Annotated in this window: 7 protein-coding genes; 3 read left to right on the top strand and 4 right to left on the bottom strand. The window is 41.2% G+C overall.

All coding sequences use genetic code 11. The annotated features are described in order from the left end of the window. Positions 1 to 254 precede the first annotated feature (254 nt). The gene (locus G4Y78_RS14270) at positions 255 to 10,127 is read left to right on the top strand and encodes a hypothetical protein (protein WP_163833659.1); all 9,873 of its coding nucleotides are present in this window, start codon (positions 255 to 257) and stop codon (positions 10,125 to 10,127) included. A gap of 422 nt (positions 10,128 to 10,549) precedes the next feature. Next, entirely contained in the window at positions 10,550 to 14,191 is a 3,642-nt protein-coding gene (locus G4Y78_RS14275; RefSeq protein WP_163833660.1) for a pilus assembly protein, read from the top strand. 129 nt (positions 14,192 to 14,320) lie between these two features. On the opposite strand, the gene G4Y78_RS14280 is transcribed toward G4Y78_RS14275, so the two are convergent. The 3 genes from G4Y78_RS14280 to G4Y78_RS14290 form a co-directional block, all read right to left on the bottom strand. Further along, positions 14,321 to 15,886, bottom strand: coding sequence for a TerD family protein (locus tag G4Y78_RS14280; RefSeq protein ID WP_163833661.1), 1,566 nt, complete (start codon positions 15,884 to 15,886; stop codon positions 14,321 to 14,323). A 103-nt stretch (positions 15,887 to 15,989) separates the two neighbouring features. Beyond that, positions 15,990 to 16,538 carry an ankyrin repeat domain-containing protein gene (locus tag G4Y78_RS14285; RefSeq protein ID WP_163833662.1) on the bottom strand — a complete coding sequence of 183 codons (549 nt, stop codon included), beginning with the start codon at positions 16,536 to 16,538 and terminating at the stop codon, positions 15,990 to 15,992. Positions 16,539 to 16,652: 114 nt separating this feature from the next. Next, entirely contained in the window at positions 16,653 to 18,149 is a 1,497-nt protein-coding gene (locus G4Y78_RS14290; RefSeq protein ID WP_163833663.1) for a catalase, read from the bottom strand. A gap of 324 nt (positions 18,150 to 18,473) precedes the next feature. Here G4Y78_RS14290 and G4Y78_RS14295 point away from each other — a divergent pair, with 324 nt between their 5' ends. Continuing rightward, entirely contained in the window at positions 18,474 to 19,619 is a 1,146-nt protein-coding gene (locus G4Y78_RS14295; protein ID WP_163830996.1) for an IS4 family transposase, read from the top strand. A 17-nt stretch (positions 19,620 to 19,636) separates the two neighbouring features. On the opposite strand, the gene G4Y78_RS31715 is transcribed toward G4Y78_RS14295, so the two are convergent. Then, positions 19,637 to 19,738 (bottom strand): M60 family metallopeptidase, encoded by a 102-nt coding sequence (locus tag G4Y78_RS31715; RefSeq protein WP_163836475.1) that lies wholly within the window; start codon positions 19,736 to 19,738, stop codon positions 19,637 to 19,639. Positions 19,739 to 19,899: the final 161 nt, after the last annotated feature.

Genomic DNA, 19,899 nt, shown 5'->3' on the forward strand with positions numbered 1-19,899 from the left:
AAGTATAAATATAGAGCACTTGTAGTTTAGATAGATAAAGCATGCTACTGCCAATGTGAAAGGTAGAGATAAGATAGATAATAGAACAGTAGATATTAGAAAATTAAAATATATAAAATAATAGTTTTTAGAAAACTGTCTTACAGCGCAAGGTAGCCATACAAATTTTATAAAGAAGCAGAATATAAATGTTTTATTTAACTGTACACAAGGAGGTGGTTGTTAAAAAATAATGTGACCGTTAGGGGAAATATATGCGAATACCATCTTCGAGTCATTCGTCTGTTGATTCGTCTAAAAATATTGATGGTCAGATGAATGTTGATCGTCAGGAAAAAAGCAAAGATTTATCTACTGATAAGTCACATGGAAGTATATCAAACACACCTCAATTAGATAATATTAATTCAATTTCCTCAAGTTTAAACAGGCTAGCTATTTATGGTAAGGCGGGCATTTTAGACGCCTATAATCAGGAAGGACACCGTACTCATTTTCGAGTCAACGATAATGGCCAATTAGAATATTGGCGTTCTAATGCCAAAAAGCACACACCTTTTGGTTTGATTAAATTAAAAGCTAAATTCAAACCTGTACAACAGGTATTTGCTGATGGTAAGTGGCCAGTAAAAGGCAAAGTAGATGCATTAATACCCGGGGTTAATGAAGGTGCACTGGTTTTAATTGAAGGTAAGTTATATCAACTGTCAACAGATGGCTTTGCCAAGCCTTGGGACAAAGCCAACGTATATGGTGATATTACTAATGCCTTTGCCCGAAATAACAACATTTATTTTGTCTTAAAAAGTGGTTTGGTAGGCCAAGGGGTTCCTGGCGCTGACAGCAAAATTGACCGAGTTGCTGCACCTACCTTGGAGCAGTCACTACAAACAGGCGACCGACTGTTTGTTGACAATAAAGGCACTTGGTGGAAGTTTCAGTCAGGTGAGCTGGCTCGTCATAACTCTACTTCTCAGCAGTGGCAAACTGTCTCTCCCCAGGCGGAAGGTATTAACCAGTATACTAGTGTTGCCATGTCAGAATCGGGTCAGGTATTTGGTTTTTACCAGGAAAATAATCAACCGATCCAAGAGGATGTGGTGACGGGCAAACGACTGGATGCGGCGGTTAGTAATAAGACGGTCGATGGACGACTTCATGATGCCTTTACCTTTAAAGCCACTGCCGATAATGGCCAACAAATCACCCTTGGGGTGGGGTTGGATAAAGACGGCAGGCTTACGGGTTATATTGAAGCCCCTGGCAATGGCCAGGATCAACCTGCTCAGCGACTGGCAGTGCTATTTCCCGATGGCAATTCCATTGATGGGATTCAACATTTACGGGCAGGGATGGATGGTACTCTTTATTTTGTCCGTGAAGGCAACGTGTATAGTACATCAGTTGCTGAAGGCCAATGGGTGCAACCACAAGCAGTTTATAACAGTACCAGTAACACGAAGGCATTAGATGTTGCGGTTGCCCGTGATGGCAAAGCTGCTATTTTATTGGCTGATGGGACTTTAATCGGAGCCGGTTTAGCTGAGCCGTTGACGAGCGATTATCCGGAAGGTCGATTATCGCAAATCGCCTACGACAGTTCAGGTCATTTATGGGCGATTACTGATCAAGGTGGGCTGTTAAAGTTTGACCAAGCTGGTAAAGTTGTACTTTCTTCTGCCGTCGCTGGAGAAACTTCAGGTGTTGAAATCCCTCAGTTTAGGCAGTTATCGACCGCTGCCAAAGATGGCTTAATCCGGCTGATTGATAGCAATGGTAAAGGCTACTTTATTGGTTCAACAGTACAAAATGGTGAGTTGGCTAATGCCTTAGCCACTTCGCAAAGACCGAATTTGCCAGGTAAAGCTCAGGTAGTGCGCGTAACCGGTGGCAAGTGGACAGAAACCTTTTTAGGTTTATTGCCCGGCGGCCATACGGTATCAGGAAAAACCGATAAATTTGCCACTATTTTATTTAAAGAAAAACTTAACCGTAAAATACTCGGCAGTATTCGTGAATACATGGCGGCCCATATTAAAACCCCAGTGCAAAAAGGGGCAAAAGGGTTGTGGCGAAAAATTCAACATGCTTTTCAAACTGACGGGCCAATGTTTAAGGAAGGTGGCTCGGCAAAGGTTTATCAGGAAATTAAACAAATTATTGCTAATAACGCCAATTACCAGGGTAATAAAGTTACCTTAGATAATTCGGCAGCTGGGTTTAAATCTGTTATTGATGAAAATGCAAAAATTGTCGCTGAAATTAAACAATTAATTAATTATGACGAATTGATGCGACCTGAAAATGGTTCTTTTTTAAATAAGCTAAAAGGCGAAGTAAAGCGAGTCAGAAAAGCAGAAGGCTTTGATGCCAATAACCTCATTTTTCAGCTATCTGAGTCGCCAGTTTTAGATCAACCCACCCGTCAGTTTATGTATGAGCTGCTTGACTTAGGGGTATTTGTTGACCGCTCGGCACCAGGTGGCGTTTTACAAGCAAAATTATTGCAAAATGCAGATACCTTACGTCGTTTACATCAGGGTGAAACGGTCAATACGACAGCCGTTGCTGATAGTGCAATTAATAAAGCCTATGGACAAGGTTTCCGTAGTTTGCCGGAAATGTATAACCTGGAAAAAGTGGTTAAAGGCCTAAGTGGCGATTTACAAAATCCTGATAGTGAATTATCCAAAGCTTGGCGAGAAGTGACAGGAGTGGATAAATCGGCAGGCCAAGAAGCATTGGTTGCAGCGATTAAAAATAAAATTGCGGCTTTACCCATTGGTGAAAGCTTAACTTTGTCACGCAGCCGTGGAGTGGAAGTCAGTTTAACGGGTAAGCGGGCTGGAAGCAAAGATTTGAACCCAGCTTCGATAACGCTTTACGCCGGGCCAAAAGGCCACTGGAAAATTGCACCTAGCTTAACCATTAATAAAAAAGCAGACGGCAGTTTAGGGATATCTATTTCTTATAGCCGTGATGCGGGAGCGGGTGTTGGCACTGAATTTATTGCAGGCACAGGGATTGCGGGCGGCGTTTCTGTGTCTACAGTATTAGGTGCAGGCATTGTGGGTAATCAGGTGCGTTCAGCTACCTTTGGTACCACCGTCGGGAATCAAGATGATTTTATTATGAAATTAACCAGTGGCAATTTATCGTTAACTGATGTCCGTACTATGTCCAATAGTGCGGGAACCGTTGCAAGAAAAAGTGTTGTGGGGGTGTCAGCCAGTGCTTATGTTAACGCGGGTGTTAATGCACCAGCCCTAGCCGTACTTGAAGACACACCTGGAAGAACACAATTTCTTTTTTCTGTAAAACCCGTGAGAGCCGAAGGGGCAGTTAATGGGAATTGGGCATCAGGGGCTACCACGGGTGCCAGTGGGATTGAAGGAGCGCATAATAGTAGCAGTCGTAGTGCTACAGTGGGTTATGGAATTATGCCATTTTATTCTGGTGTGGTATTTGGCCAGGAAGATGCTGGTAAAGTACGACCACTGGAACCTTACTATAAGAAAATTCGTACCCTAACTGTTTTATCTGATAGTTTGGCGATTAACTTGTCGTTTGAGCCAGATACTGCATTAGGCAATGCTGCACAGCGGGTGAAAAGCATTACTGTTTCAGAAACGTTAAACCCCAGTGCCTTAGCTGGTGGTAAATTACAAGAAGCAAAAACCCGACTCAAAGCTTTGGTTGATAGTAATCCTCAGGATAGTGAGCTAAAAACGTCAGTTGAAACCGTTTTGGAAGCAGCCAAAAAAGGTAGCAGTCTTACGCTTAGTTATGAGCTGACAACAGAAGGTGTACGTCAGTTTAACTTAGAGGGTAATGGCCAGCAGTGGTTAAAACGAATTCATAACGATTCTTTAACTAACCCAGGTGCGCATGCAAATTTAATCCGAGTTAAGTCAGTCAGTTTGGGTAAATCTGCTAGTCATGGCACTTCAGGTGGTGCCGTTGTTTTAGCAGGAGCGGTATCATCGGGAACCATTAGTGAAAGCATTGCCTTAGGGACAGTTTCGTTTAAATACGACAATCATCGTCATCAACCTTCCTTGGATAAACGTTCAGGTGCTTTGTTTGTTGATTCTGTCAGTGGCGTTACCCCTGGTGTTAACCCAGGTAAAGTTCCAGCCCATGTCGAGGCATTTGCCAATCAAATCAGTCAGCCAGGACATTGGAATTATGCTGGGGCTGATGTAGCACCATTGGCGATTGCCAAAGCACTGGGTGTCACTTTTGATCTTGAACATACTAAAAATGTTGTAGATACGTTGCATGGTGGCCGTAATCTGCGGGGTAAGTTGATTCATTCAAGACCTAGCAATAACACGGATAGTGATCATTACCTGGTGCGTGGTCGCAATGGCCGTGTTTATTCTATGCCTGCTGATGGCGACTGTTTATTCCATGCCATTAATTTTCTGCAAAATCCGGGGGACTATCAAATCAGTCCAGACCGACCGTTAATAGGTCAAATTCAGTTGGTGGCTAAACCCGCAGCGGCTGAGCGTATTCAAGCCTTGCGTAATCAAGTGGCGGAATGGGTAAGAGCAAACCCAGCAGCATTAAGTGATTTGATTCAATCTGATATTATTGCGTCGTTAGGTGACTTACGAAACACGGGTAGCTCGCCAACCGCACAGCAATACGACAAGTTTAGTCAAGTATTGGAAAGTGCAGATCAAACCATTGAAGCTAATGAAAGTGCTTCCAACAGCCACAAAGTACGGGATATTGATAATGCTCGGTTAATTCAATATACCTTTGACCAGTCGAAAAGGATGCTTTCCGTGGGAAAGCAGCATGGCTTAAGTGTTGAGCTATCCCCAGCAGTTAATAAAAAGCAAAACACTTTGCTGGCTGATGTGTTATCCGTTGCCACCGCTTTACATCAAGAGGGAGATGTCAAAGCATTGTTAGCCAGCAAAAGCCAAAGCCGATTTATCAGTGAATTAATTAAACAAAACAAAAACAGTGTTAGTGAAACGGCTGCGTATCAACAATACAGTGAGGCACAGATAGAAATTGCCCTGCTTGTTAAAAGCAAGCAACACTATCGAGAAAACCTGGGTGAGTTTGGGTTAGCCACTATTGCCGATAAAGTCACTACAGGCGGTGATCAGTCAATGATTTTCCGCTCAGGTCGCCACCGTTATTTATTATCTAATACTAAAGGTAAATTATCTTTTTATGATCCTGCAGTGGGTTGGATCAGTGGTTTTCAGAATAAAGCCAGTTTAGTTGGGTTTTTAACGGATTATTTTACTCATTCTACGCAACTTAGCTTGGGCATTGACCCGAATAAGTTTCAAGCTCAGTCTATTGCGGATGGTTTTTATCAAGATGCCAGGGTTATCCAGGCAACCCAACAGTTGCAGCAATCACTGCCGGTTGAGTTAGAACGACTGTCTGCGCAAGATCTTCAGCTTGGTTTACTGAAAGTCAATGGCCAGCCAATCAGCCGCACTCAGCTCTGGTTGTTGGGCGCACAAGTTGATGGGCAACCAATTGCTGTTGATCGACTAGCTGATGGTGGTGTAGCCAGTATTAAATTTAATGGTGAGGTTTTACAGCAGTTTTTAAGTACGGCACCACAAGCAGACTTTGCTGAAGGGGCTAAAATTCTCAAAACATTGTCACAACAACAAGACCTACCTGTGGTGGCATTAATTGATGGGGAAGTATCAAGCAGATTAAAAACAGTAGTTGATAGAATTGATAGCACACCTTCTGTATTAACCGATAGTCAAGTTCAAGGCTTGCAAAACAAACTAAACGGAAATACCCGTATTAGTGTAAAAGGATTTGCTTCCCAGGTACCGGGGGTGGGACTACAAGCTTGGGGGATTTACTCAGGTATAAAGGCAGCTGATGCTGCTTTTGAGAGTGGTGATATTCAGGAAGGCGTTATTCAAACGGGTAGTGTGATAGCCAATGTTGCATCTATTCCTGCTGAAATAGCGCTCAATCGCAGCTTACCTAAATTAAGTCAACGGTTGATTGCCCGTTCTGTTAGCAGTAGCAGCCGGTTAGCGACATCATCTGCCAGCCGTTTAGGCCAAGCGTTAGGTCGTAGTGGTGGCGCGTTGGCAGCATTAATTACTTTACCTTTTGATATTTATACAGCAGCAAAAGCCTTTTCTGATGCACAAGGGGAAGGATTAACTGATAAACAACGACAGGACTTGTATGTACAGGGTGGTTTTGCGGTAGCCGGTGCGGTCACTGCATTAAGCTTAGGAGTTGCTGCCCTATTTACGGGTAGTGCTGCCCTTGGTCCCATCGGCTTGGGAATAAGTGTGGGATTAATTGTTGGTGCACAAATTTATTCAGCAGTACGACAGGTGGAGGATGCTTGGGAGTATGTCCCTGAGTTAGATGACTGGCGCCATCGTTTACGTCAAGGCTGGTTGGCTTTTTGGGGCCAGGATATGGATGAGTGGGTCACTGATGCCTATAAAGCGAATAAAACCAAGCATGATGTAATCGAGCAAACCCGTCAACGTTCAGTGGAATTACTGCAAGGTGAATTAGGTAATGCTGTTGACACCATCGTTTATGGTGATGTAGAGGTGGCTATTGAAGAGGTCAAAGTATACAACTATGAAGGTGGTTATGAAATTGTTAGAGATCCTAAAGTTAAGGGGGGGGATGATGTTATTTTTGCCCAAGATGGATTACAGGGCCTAAGTAATGCAGTGTTTGGGAATGTAGACCCGGAAAAAGCTGTCTTATTTAATATTGGTGGCGGCACTGATACAGTCTTTGGGGTGACTAATAAAAAGAATGAGTTTATTTTTGGTAAAGGCGCAAAAAAACTAAAGGGTGGAAATCTGAATGATAACTTTATGTTTTCAGTTGATTTCTCCGATATGGAAAACTTTTTCAATAATTTAAATAATCCCAATGATAAAATATTCTTCGAAATTGATGGGCAGGGTGGTGATAATACCTTAACTATCAATGCGCAAACCTACCGAAACTATGCTTATTCCGATCAACTCTATTCAGGTTTTATTATTGATTTGGAACAGGGCAAAGTATGGGTAAGGAATACTGGAAAAACTGGGGAGGCAGCTAAAGGCCCGCAAATTGGTGAATTGAAAAATATTCAACATACCCTGGGTTCTGGTTCAGATGGAGACGCTACTAGCTCGGGTTCTGACTATATTATCGGCACAAACGATAGTAACCGTATTTTTGCTAACAAAGGCGATCAAATATTTGCCAAAGGTGGTAATGATGTAATCACCTTATCTGACTATGCCAAAGTGGATGGTGGGTCGGGTCAGGATATCTACCTGGTTAAACGGGATGTGCGGGATGTCCATATTACTGAAAATGGTCAGGATGCTTCTGTCGTACGGTTAGAGTTTGCATTGGATGAAATTGCTGATTGGCAATTAATCAATAAAAATATGGTTATCAAATTAAAAGATGCCGGTACAGTAACCATCCATGATGTTTATAGTGAATACAACGGTCAGTGGGTGTTGAACAATAATCAAATCAGCTTCCAGTCTCATGATGGATTTATGTTGACGCCTGACTTGCCAGCACAGCGTAAAGTATTAGCTGCTGATCAGGTTGAGTCAATTCAGCTGCATACCCGCTATTTGAAAGCAGGAGATAAAACTTATTTCAACCAACAAACCGGCGTGACGATTGATCTTAATGACAACCGGATTGATGGTAATAACCAAGGGGGTGTGTATCAGCAGGATGAGTTTGAAAAACTGGATAAAAGCCAATTAATTGTTTTACACGGTGATGATGACCACCAAAATGCTCCAGCAGGTTCTAAGTACTTTATTGGGCGTGGTGTTGGGGAAACTGTTATTAAGCCACAGGCCCAAGATCGCAAAAAACCGGTAATTAATACGGTATTCTTAGACTATGATGCGGCAGAAATAACGGCTATTGAAACCCGTTATCGTAATGAAACCTACAGTGCTGGTTATCGTCGTAAGGACTACAGTTTGGTGGTTTCATTGAGTGATGGGCGTAAAGTTATCTTAGAAAAAATTATTGATGATACACTCCATGTGTATGATGCCCTTGCTAGGGGCGGAGAAACGCTTAGGGACTTTGTGTTAGTGATGCGTGATGGTATAGAGTATTCACTGGATGAATATAGTGGCTCTAAAACTCTAGCCACTGAAAGCCATTATCACGGTAAAAATAATAATGGCGTTTTCTTGGTAGATACTTTAAGAACGCTAAAACAGAAAGACTATAAACTTTCTGATTGGCAGTGGGGTGAAGGTAAAAAACTCGACACTCGCTACCAGTTATCCGCGGAAGGAACTGCTTATGGAGATACCCTTATTGGCAATCAACAAGCTAATGTGTTGCGTGGTTACGGTGGTGCTGACATCATGCAGGGGAATAATGACCATGACACTTATGTGGTGGGTGCCTTTGAGGGTAAAGTGACGATTAATAACCTGGCAACAGATAATAAAATCGATAACTTGGTAATAGGGGCTGCGTTTGCTGATATTACCAGTCGCCGTGACGGGTTGGATCTACTTTTGGAAGCACGATTACCAAGAGCCACTGAAGAAGGAAATATTGAGTCTATCAATCGCCAAATAGTCATTGAAAACTACTTTGTTAGTGATGCTTTCCGCCATCTCAGTATTGTTTCTAATGAAGGGTTGCAACAAGAATTAGTCGTTGATGAACTAGGTAATATCAGCCGTATTATTGCAGCGCCAACTACCACTGTTGATCATACGACATCACCAGTGGCAACTCGATTGAGTGGTGATGATCATCATTCATCCCTGCTGATTGGGAATATAGATAGTGATTATTTAACAGCAGGGCTGGCGGGCACCATTATTCGAGGGGGCGCAGGGGATGACACCTTAATTGATAATTCAGGCAATGACTTATTAAATGGTGAGCAAGGCAATGATGTAATTAAATGGGTTGCTGCTGGTGATGATATTGCCAGTGGGGGTGAAGGTAGCGACAGCTATCAAGTCACTGCTACTAGTCGCGGATTGAAAATTATTGATAATCAGGCGAATAGTGGTGATGATATTTTAGTGCTGGATCAGGTTAACTCTCTAAATAACTTACAATTAGCCCGGTTGGGCCAGGATTTACACTTATTGGTAAAAACTGACGAAGGGCAGTTAGAATTAACCGATACAACAGAAGTTGTCATTAAGAATTTTTATTTGTCTGAGGTATATCAACACTTGTCGTTAATTTTAGCCGATGGTGACGAAGTATCCGCGATTGATTTGGCGGGTATGGCTAAATTGGCACCACTAAGAAGTCAATTAGCGAATATTCATTTAACAGCTGATGATAAACTGCTTAAAACTGATTATCGTGCTCACCAAGGCCCAGTCTATGTGACGCTAGACAATGAGCAGTCGGACCATACGACTTTCAATGGTAGCGATTATTCAGATGTAGTTACAGTAAAACGTTTTGGTGAAATCAAAACCATTGACTTAGGTGAGGGTAGTAATACCTTGGATTTAAGTCACCTATCTGCTCGAACTGCTGTGAATTTAAATGGGCAAACTCTAAATACCACAGGTGCAGATAAACAAGTCAATATTACTTTAAAAGGTGTACAACATGTGGTTGGTAGTGAGACTGCCGAGAATGCCATGATAGGTAATAGCCAACGCAATATTTTAATTGGTGGTAATCAAACAGACCAGTTTTTTGCTGTTGCAGGCGAAAATACCTTAGTAGGGGGTAAAGGCAATGACAAAATCCTGAGTGGAACAGGAAAAGATACGATTATTTTTAACCAAGGTGATGGCATAGACACAATATCAGGTAATACCACCGGTGATGTGCTTACACTAAAAAATATCAATCTCTATGATATCCACTTTAGTTTGGATAAAAATAATCAACTTCAAGTCAGCTTGAAAGGTTCAACAACTGATAAAGTTATTGTTCAACAATGGAATGATAACCAAGCCTTTAATGTGGTGGCTAATAATGGTGTGATTGATAAGTCAGGCATTGAACAATTAGTGCAAGCTTTGTCAGGCTTTACTGAAAACCAATGGTCTCAAGGTTTGGTAACACTTAATAGTCATGCTAAAGAGCAAATAACTAATAATTGGCTTATTACCCAATAGCAAACTTTAAGCTGATCAATTAGAACCAGGTATATTACCTGGTTTTTTCTGGCCATAAATAGACTTCCTTCCAGCTTTTCTAATCCAACTGACGCTGATTGTCGCGCAGCCGTTGATCAGGCGATGAGTAACTTATATAGCATTCAGATTTAGTAACCTGAAACAACGTTAGTAAAACTGGAATAAAAAATAAGTGTTATATGGATTTCTATCTTTCCTATTAATTTTGCTTGATAAGAAATTTGAATAATACCCGCTTAGTTGATTGTTAATAGAAATTTTTATTTTCAATAACCCTTCGTTACGACCATACTGTTATTTATTGCACGGATTTGTTTGTTTAAAAAGCGCAGGCTTTGAACCAGCTGAGTGGATAATTTAGCTGGAGAAGCTAAGGATGCGTGTTTCTGATGGAGGGGATAATGTGCCATAAGAAACCTTACTATTGTCAATATCTAAAGCAGCCAACCCTATTACTGGCCGCGGCTATTACAGCCTTTCCTTGGGTTAGTTATTCTGGTCCATTAAACCTGGCTCAAGATGCATTAGAAATAGCTCCTGGTGCAGAGCCTAATATTGTAATTTTATTTGATGACTCCGGTAGTATGGCCTGGGAGGCACTGATGTCTTCTGACTATATGAAAGCAAATCAACCAAGTGGGGTGAATGACAATGCTGCTGGTACTGTTACCCCGCAAAGTATTAGATATAGAGGTTATTCAGGCCAATATGCTTGCTCTGGTACTAGCTATATTTACGGAGTACAGTTTACAACAAATTCATATTACCCATATACATGTTTTGTTGCTGAAACGGATAATTGGCGGTTCAGAAATAGCAACTTTAATAAACTATATTTTGATCCTACTAAAACATATAAACCTTGGCCAGGCTTAAATAAAAATGGCAAGCAGTTTGCGAATATTGACATAACTAAAGCACCTGATAACCCTTATGATCCGAAAGAATATATTAACCTTTTACAAGATGATGAAATTTTATATGGTGAGAATGTCTGGAATGGAAGCTCTTGGGAGTGGCAGCAAACAAGCACCACTCGCAGTCAAACACAAGGCTTTAAATATTACCAGTGGAAAGATGATGGGGATGGAGTATTTGAAAATGGAGAACAGATAGAATATTTAATTAAAAATGCAGCCCCTGAGATACAGCAAAATTTTGCTAACTGGTTTGCGTACTATCGATCTAGGAATTTAGTTGCCAAGGGGGGGTTGGGCTTTGTTATTGAAGGTATGTCCAATGCAAGAGTTGGCTTTACGTCCATTAATACGAAAGATAATAATTTCCGGGTAAAGTCATTAAATACTTCTGTACTATCTGGCGCAAAAAAAGAGTTATTAGATAAAATATATGGTACGCCAATTCCTCAATATGGAACTCCTTTAAGACAAAACTTACGGGATGTAGGTAAGTATTATGCCTGTGAATCAGGCAACCGATTTGATGCCAGTGGTTCAGATTGTCCAATTCAACCTGCACCCATAGGAACCTGTCAGCAGAATTATACGTTATTAATGACTGATGGTTTTTATAATGGTGGATCACCTGATGTAGGTAATCAGGATGCTGATGATGGGAGTAATGCCTATGATGGTGGTGCTTTTGCTGATAGTTATTCAGAAACCTTAGCTGATGTGGCAATGAAGTATTATAAGCTAGACTTATCTAAACAACTACAGAACAGCGTCCCCATTACTAAATATGATAAGCAACGCTCTCTAACCATATTAAGCGATGAAGATACATTACACCAGCATATGGCTACCTTTACCGTTGGGTTTGGTTTGAAAGGGTCAATTACTGGTTTTCCTACAGATCCCAAAGTTGCCTTTAATTGGCCTGACCCTCAGGTGCTTATTAACAATAAAGAGTTAGCTAAAGTCGATGATTTATTACATGCAGCCTATAACGGGCGTGGTGAATATTTAAGTGCTGAGGATCCTGAGCGATTAGTGCAAGGCTTACAGGAAATTTTTCGGCGAATCAAAACAGATTCTGGTGCTGCAAGTGCTGTTGCGTTTAATACCCAAAGTATCAAAACCACTTCGTTAGCATTTAGGGCTTTATTTAATCCTAAATTAAGTAATGGTGATGTATTAGCTCACCCCATAGATTCAACAACAGGAGCAGTCGATACGTCGGTTGTTAAATGGTCAGCTGCGAAAAAGCTGGATGAAAAATTGGCAGGTAATAATGTCAATAATCGAAATATTATTACTTACCGAATAAATGCAGATGGCACTAAACAAGGAATTCCTTTTAATTACGATAATAACCTAAACCAAACACAGAAAACCAGTTTAGATAACCCAGTACCCTTTGCATTACCCGCTAACTATGGTGATAACGATAGTACAATAGGAGATGAACGATTATTTTACTTAAGAGGCGATCAAACTCATGAGGGTACTAACTATGATATAGGTAAGTTTCGTGAGCGTCTATCTGCAGAAGGGCGGTTAGGTGATATTATTCATTCCACTCCTACCTATGTAGGACCACCTGGTTTTGCTGGTCGAGATAACTCTCCCTATCCGACAACCAATCTTTACTCAAGCTTCGTTAAAAATAATACTAGCAGGCGGCCTATGTTGTATGTAGGAGCGAATGACGGGATGTTACATGGGTTTAATGCAGATACTGGGGAAGAGGTATTTGCTTATGTGCCTAATGTGTTATTTGCTGAGTTACATAAATTAACGGATCCCGATTATGTACATCAAATGTATGTGGATGAAAAAGCCAGTATTAATGATGCCTATTATAACGGTGCTTGGCATACTATTTTAATTGGTTCCTTAGGCGCAGGGGGCAGAGGCTACTTTGCATTGGACGTCACTCAACCTACCGATTTTGATACCGAAGTAGGTGCAGCGAATAACGTACTTTGGGAGTTCACTGCCAGTGATGATGATGAGTTGGGTTATACCTATAGTCGTCCGATTATCACCATGACTAACCTTCAGGAGGGGGGAGAGCAGGTGTGGTTAGCCATTTCAGGAAATGGCTACAATAGTACCAGTGCCAAGGGGAATGCTGTCTTGTTTCTGAATAAGTTAACAGGGCATGGTGTAGATGGTTCTTGGAACTTAGGTACTGATTATTATAAAATTGATACCGGTAAAGGCAAAGCAGCGAGTGTAGATAAAAATACGCCAAATGGCATTGGTTTACCCAGGGCGGTAGATTTCGATGGCAATGGTACTGTTGACTATGTGTATGCGGGGGATTTGCAAGGTAATCTCTGGCGTTTTGACATAAGTGGCAGTAGTACTGGTTCCTGGAAGAAAACAATTATTTTTACGGCGACTGATGATCAGGGTAATCCGCAACCTATTGTTAACCAACCTATTGTGGTTAGGAATAAAACTTCTGGAGGGATTGTCGTTGTGGTTGGTACTGGTACGTGGATTACTAAAGATGATATTGCCTCTCAAGATATTCAAAGCATGTATGGGATCTGGGATGACTTATCAAGTCAGGGCTATCCAGTGAGTAAAAGTGAGTTGGTCGAACAATACTTCACCAATGTGAAAAGTAAATTTAATAGTTACACAATAAGGACGCTTAGCAATAAGCCTGTGAATTACTCAAAAGATGATAATGTAATGGGATGGCGTTTAGATTTTGATGCTGTTGAAGCTCAAGGAAATCAAATTGAATTTCCGGGTGAGAGAGCTGTTAGAAAATTATTTTTATTTGGTGATAACTTGTTAACTACTACGGTAATCCCAAACCCTGCGTTAGCTTGTTCGACATTACCTGGCGGTTTTTTGATTGGGCTTGATCCTCTAACTGGAGGGGAAGCGAAAACCAGTCCTCTATTCGATTTAAATGGTGATGGTGAGTTTGATGAAAAAGATAAGCTATCAAATGGTACTCCTGTGGCAGGCATTAGGTTAGCTGGTATTCCTACTGATCCTGCTTTTATTGGTAATCGTATAGTCATTCAAGAGCATAATGGTAATGTGTCTGGCTTTAATACTAATCTGAAAGGGATGCAAACAGGTAGAATGTCCTGGCGACAGTTGCAGGGTAATTAACGATTAATAGGGGATGTCAGAAAGACGTTTGGATAGCGAGAATTGGTGAAGAAGAAAATTAGATAAAAGGGTACTAATTGGTACCCTTTGTCACTATCAGAGAGGCAACAGATTATTTATCAGTCGTAGTCACCAGTCATTAGTCTTACTTTGACTATCATCACTGCGCATTTTATCAAATACATAAATTTCTTTACCATGTTCATCTATTTCAATCTGGCCAGCCCCTTTAGCACACAAATACTGTAGTATTTCCGTCACTTCATCGATTGTCATAGTATGGCTGGAAGCTAGCTCAAAGGCCGTAACTCGGTAATTGCGTGCTTTGATCATATTCAGAATGACCCGTTCATTATGTTCTTGTTGGGCCGCCTTCGTTTGTGTGTGGGTTTTCCAACTAAATAACGCACCACCAGCAATCATACCGCCACCTACTAGGAGCATTGGAATACTGGTGTAGCCGAGTAAGGAAACTAACCCTCCCATTGAAGCAACGCCATAGCCTAAATAGGGATGTTTTGGGCTAGGAGTGGGAGTGCTGCTTGGGGAGGCAGTGGTCGGATTAATATGACTGGGTTGAGATATGGACTGACTGCTTGGAATAGCCTGTTGGGAAACAGTTGTTGTATGCCTTTGTTTCGGAGCAGCAAAACCATACTTTTCACCAATTTTCTTAATGCCTTCAGCGTATCCTTGTCCCATGCCTCTTACTCGCCATTCACCTCGATGACGGTAAATTTCAAACAAAATGGCGCTATTATAGTTTTTGGCGGCAGTTTCAAAGATAAATTTGCACACAGGTTGGCCTGTTACAGCACTGATTAAGCGGGTTTCAACGTAATCCACACTGGAAAAACGTTTGGTTTCTGGACTACGTGTGACCAGTAGTTCGAGTTTGGCGATATCTGCAGGGATTTGTTCGAGATAAATATCCCCTTTGGTTTTACTCAGGACTATCCCTTCTCCCCGCAGCCTGGGATTCTCAGAATAAAGAAAATCTTTAATATTTTTTACTTGGCCTTCGGCATTAACTGCCACCACATTTAACTCAATGTCGTTTAGCGCGGGTACGCTTCGTGCTTGCCATAACAGGTTTTTACAGTGGGAGAAATGTTCAGAAAGGGATAAATTTTCACCAGGTGATAATTCAGCCCCTTCATCCAGGGAAATTCCATCGTCTTTTTGGAGGGGCTGGGGCAGTGTAAACTGAAATTGCTCTGCCACTAAGCTTAAATCCCCTGGTGACTCGAAGCCAATAAAGCGTAGTTTCCATTGGCCTTTATGGCGGTATACTTCTATTAAGGTGAGTGATTGGGTTTCCGGGGCACAACTTGGCATATTTATGCGAGCAGCCTGGCCACTGTTTACCCTGACTTGAATATTTTTTACCTGAGAAAAATTATGGCGGCTATCAACTGGAAATGCTAAAACAATATAGAATCGCTCGTAGGGAGTGGTTAACACGGGCAGAGTGAGTTCAAATAATTTCCCATGAGGGTGACGAGTAACCAAGTCTGGAATGGTGGGGTTAGCCTCCCAAAGAAAATGGTCCTGGTTGACCACCTGTTTATTTGCATTAACTGCTAATCCATAGGCTTCTAAGCCTATGTCTGCGGTTAAACTACGCCAGCCAATATCAATTCTTAATGGCTTTTTGGAATCTAACGAAATATTCTGACCCCTGATTAACTCCATAGCGCTTTTCACATACCTAGTAAACCAACACACTCAGAGTTTACTTGGCTTATGAGGGAGTCGCAAACCTATTAGTTTTTTGCATGAGCTAACTCTAGCCGGGCTATTTTGTAGGCTGTGATTTAGTTTGTCGTTGCTTTAACAGGCTGGCAATTTCTTGTTGGCCAAATTGTGTGGCGAATTCCAAGCTGCGGTTAGCTAATTGCTCGTCATCGCAATCAATCGCAAACAATTTACGGGATATTGACAACTCGCCTGAAACAATTGCTGCCATCAGCGCTGTGTTTCCCCGCTCATCCACTAAACAAGCAGATGCGCCGGCAGTCAGTAATTGACCAACAATGTCGGCTTGTCCTCTAAATGCCGCTACCATTAAACCAGTATACCCTTGATTATTTTGATAGTTTAGATTAACGCCAGACTCAATAAAAAGTTTCATTAGTTGGGTATCGCCAGTGCGAGCGGCGTGAAAGAAGGCTAGCTCCACTTCCTGTACTGCTGATAGCTCAGGCGTATCTTTTATCCTAACACCTTCTTTTAGTTTAACCTGTGCGGTCGTGTTGTTTTTTTGGCTTGGATTGGGTTGGCTGCATGAGGCTAATAGGGAGGCTAACAAAATCACTAAGTAATAAGTCAACTGACGCATACGCATGTTGAGGTTCTCCTTAATAATAGATGTGAAAGGGCATTGAAGTATCAATATTATTAGTGTGCGATATGGAGTGACAGGATAGTCTGCTGAATATCCTGTCCATAAATATAAAAATTACTGATACTGATTAGGCTTCAGACCTAACTTGTCACCTAGGCGCTTGCCATATTCATGATCTGCCTTATAGAAGTAGCTGACCATTTGGGCTTGAATACCCTTATTATTCACTTGAACCAAAGCGCCTGACAGGTTGTTAATCAAGTTGGTTCTTTCCTGTTTACTAAACTTGCGATAAAGAATACCAGCTTGATAAAAGTTTTTCGGTTGGCTGATTTCTTCTCTGACCATGTAGCCTTTTAATAAAGCAGAGTTGTCTTTTTTCGGAGTCACCTGGTCTTTAACATGATGGCTGGGGTAATAATTCACATCTCCTCGTTGATCAGAGACATTCATTACACCATCAATATTATAGTTATTGGTCTTAACTAAAGGGCGGTTTGCAGGTAGTAATTGATAGTTTGCACCTAACCGATACATTTGCGCGTCGGCATAGGAAAATAGCCGACCTTGCAGCATTTTGTCGGGTGAGGGAGCTATCCCTGGAATCATCCTCGATGGGGCATAAGCAGCCATTTCGGTAAACTGAAAGAAGTTAGGTGGTATTTTATCTAATACCATAGTGCCCACTTTAACTTCAGGTACATCAAACCATTGTTTGGTATCGTCAAATATATTAAAGTCAAATTTATTCAGATCTTTTGGATCAACCAGTTTAACCATTAAATCCCACTTTGGGTAATTCCCTTTTTTAATGTTCTGGTAAAGGTCTCGAGTCATATGACTAAAATCTTTACCCTGAATTTTTTCTGCTGATTCACTCGTTAGGTTTTTAATCCCCTGATGAGACTTCCAGTGAAATTTAGCCCATTTAATATCGCCATTCTTATTAATCAGTTTAAAGGCATGAACCCCAAATCCATCCATGGTGCGATAGGAAGCAGGTGTGCCGTGGTCGGAAAACAACCAGGTAAGGGTTTGGGTGGCTTCAGGGGTTTTAGAAAAAAAGTCAAAAAATCGGGCAGGGTCTTGTAAGTTTGTAACTGGGGAAGGTTTATTGGCGTGAGTAAAGTCGGGAAACTTAATCGCGTCGCGAATAAAAAAGGTAGGCAGGTGGTTTCCCACTAAATCCCAATTGCCGGTTTTAGTATAAAACTTAACGGCAAAACCCCGAGGATCTCGAGCTGTTTCTGGTGAGCCTTTAGAATGAATAACACTTGAAAAGCGAACTAATACAGGTGTTTTTAACCCTTTCTTAAAGAGTGAAGCAGTCGTATATTTTGAAAAATCTTTTGATGCTACAAAATAGCCCTGAGCACCAGTACCACGGGGGTGCATAACCCGCTCAGGAATACGCTCACGACTAAAGCGTTGTAGTTTTTCAATTAAGTGGACATCTTGTAGCAACACAGACCCATTATTGCCAACGGTTAGTGAGTTTTTTGTGTCGGTAATCGGTGCCCCATTATCGTCAGTCAGTATTTGAGCATTTACCATGGAGGCTAGTGCAATACCAACTGCTGTGGTGATTAATGTTGTTGAAAATAGTTTCATTTAGTAGTAGCTCCTGAAATGACTAATCACATCTTTTGGTTTGACGTTTTCGATCATAGGAGCAGAAAATTTAAGAATAAAATGGAAAGGTTATATGACAGTTATAGACTATTTCTATTTAATTAAATTTATTATTATCCGACAAAGATTATTATCTATTTATTTTGCAATAATAAAGCCCTGATGACTCAGGGCTTTTGTCGTTTAATTTATGAATTATTTATCACTGCTGTCCCATAAGATTGAAACAAAAAAGGCTTAAGTCCCCATAAGTTGTTACAATGAGAGTGCAACCAAACACTGCAAAACCAGAGGATTTAAGCCTTGGCTCATCGTAACACAATCTTGCACCAAATACTTCAGTTGCTTTCTAGACATGAGTTTGAATCACTAGCCAATCAGCATCATACGGGTCAACGGCTACGTAAAATGACTCGGTGGGGGCAGTTTGTTGCGCTATTATTTGGTCAACTCTCAGGTCGCAATAGTTTGCGTGACATCATTGATCACCTATCGATTCAGCAGCATAAACGCTATCACCATGGTATTGGAAATATCACCAGAAGTAGTTTGGCCCGTGTCAATGAACAGCAACCCGCTACGCTTTATGAAGCCTTGTTTTATAAGCTATTAAATAAATGTCATCATCATCGGCCAGGGCATAAGTTTCGTTTTAAAAATCCATTGTATTCTCTTGATGCATCAGTGATCGACTTGTGTTTATCCATGTTTCCTTGGGCAGATTTTCGAAAAAGTAAAGGTGCTATCAAGTTACATGTTGGGTTTGATCATAATGGCTACTTGCCTGCATTTATGAGTATTACTGAAGGGAAATGTCATGAAATACAGATAGCACGCAGCCTTGATCTCCCCAAGGGGAGTATTCTTGCTGTAGACCGTGGCTACACTGATTATCGCTGGTTTAATACTTTAAATGAGCAAGGAATCTTCTTTGTAACCCGACTAAAAAAGCAAGCCAAATACCGTGTACTAAAGCGCCAGCCTACCGACAATAGCAGTACAGTCACTTCTGATCAGCACATTCAGTTGACTAGCCAACAAGGGGCTGTTTATAAAGGTCATTTACGTCGTATCGGTTTTAAATGCCCAGAGACTGGCAACCAATATTACTTTTTAACTAATAATAGTAAGCTCGCAGCCAGCACCATTGCAGCTATTTACAAAGAACGCTGGAAAATAGAGCTATTTTTTAAGTGGATAAAGCAAAACCTAAAGATAAAATCGTTTGTCGGTACCTCTAAAAATGCCGTGTTAACCCAGATATGGGTAGCCATGTGTGCTTATTTGCTCGTCGCTTATCTAAAATTTTCTCATGGAATAACACTATCGATCACTCAAATAGCTCGACTCATGCAACTCACTTTGTTTGAGCGTAGAGAGCTTAAAGCATTATTTACACCCTCACCACCGAATAATACAGATGATCATAAGCAAATGAGGATGCTGTAAATGTGGGACAGCAGTGATTATTTATAAACCATATTGCCATAATTATTTGTCACTTCAATTGTGTCAAACATCCAGTCGTGTTGTTGATAGTTATGTCCAACTTCGTGGTAAGGCCCCAGCTTTTAACATGACTTAACGTTTGTAGTTTGTAAGCCATGATGGGGTAGCCTGCATCCAACCAGCACTAATGGTTAAGTATACATGGTAGCGATTGGGTAAGCTTGGAGCACGGTGTGGAATAGCCCCATTGGTTGTTGCCAGAGCTGTGTCTCCATGTTTT

Source organism: Spartinivicinus ruber (assembly GCF_011009015.1).
Lineage (GTDB): Bacteria > Pseudomonadota > Gammaproteobacteria > Pseudomonadales > Zooshikellaceae > Spartinivicinus > Spartinivicinus ruber.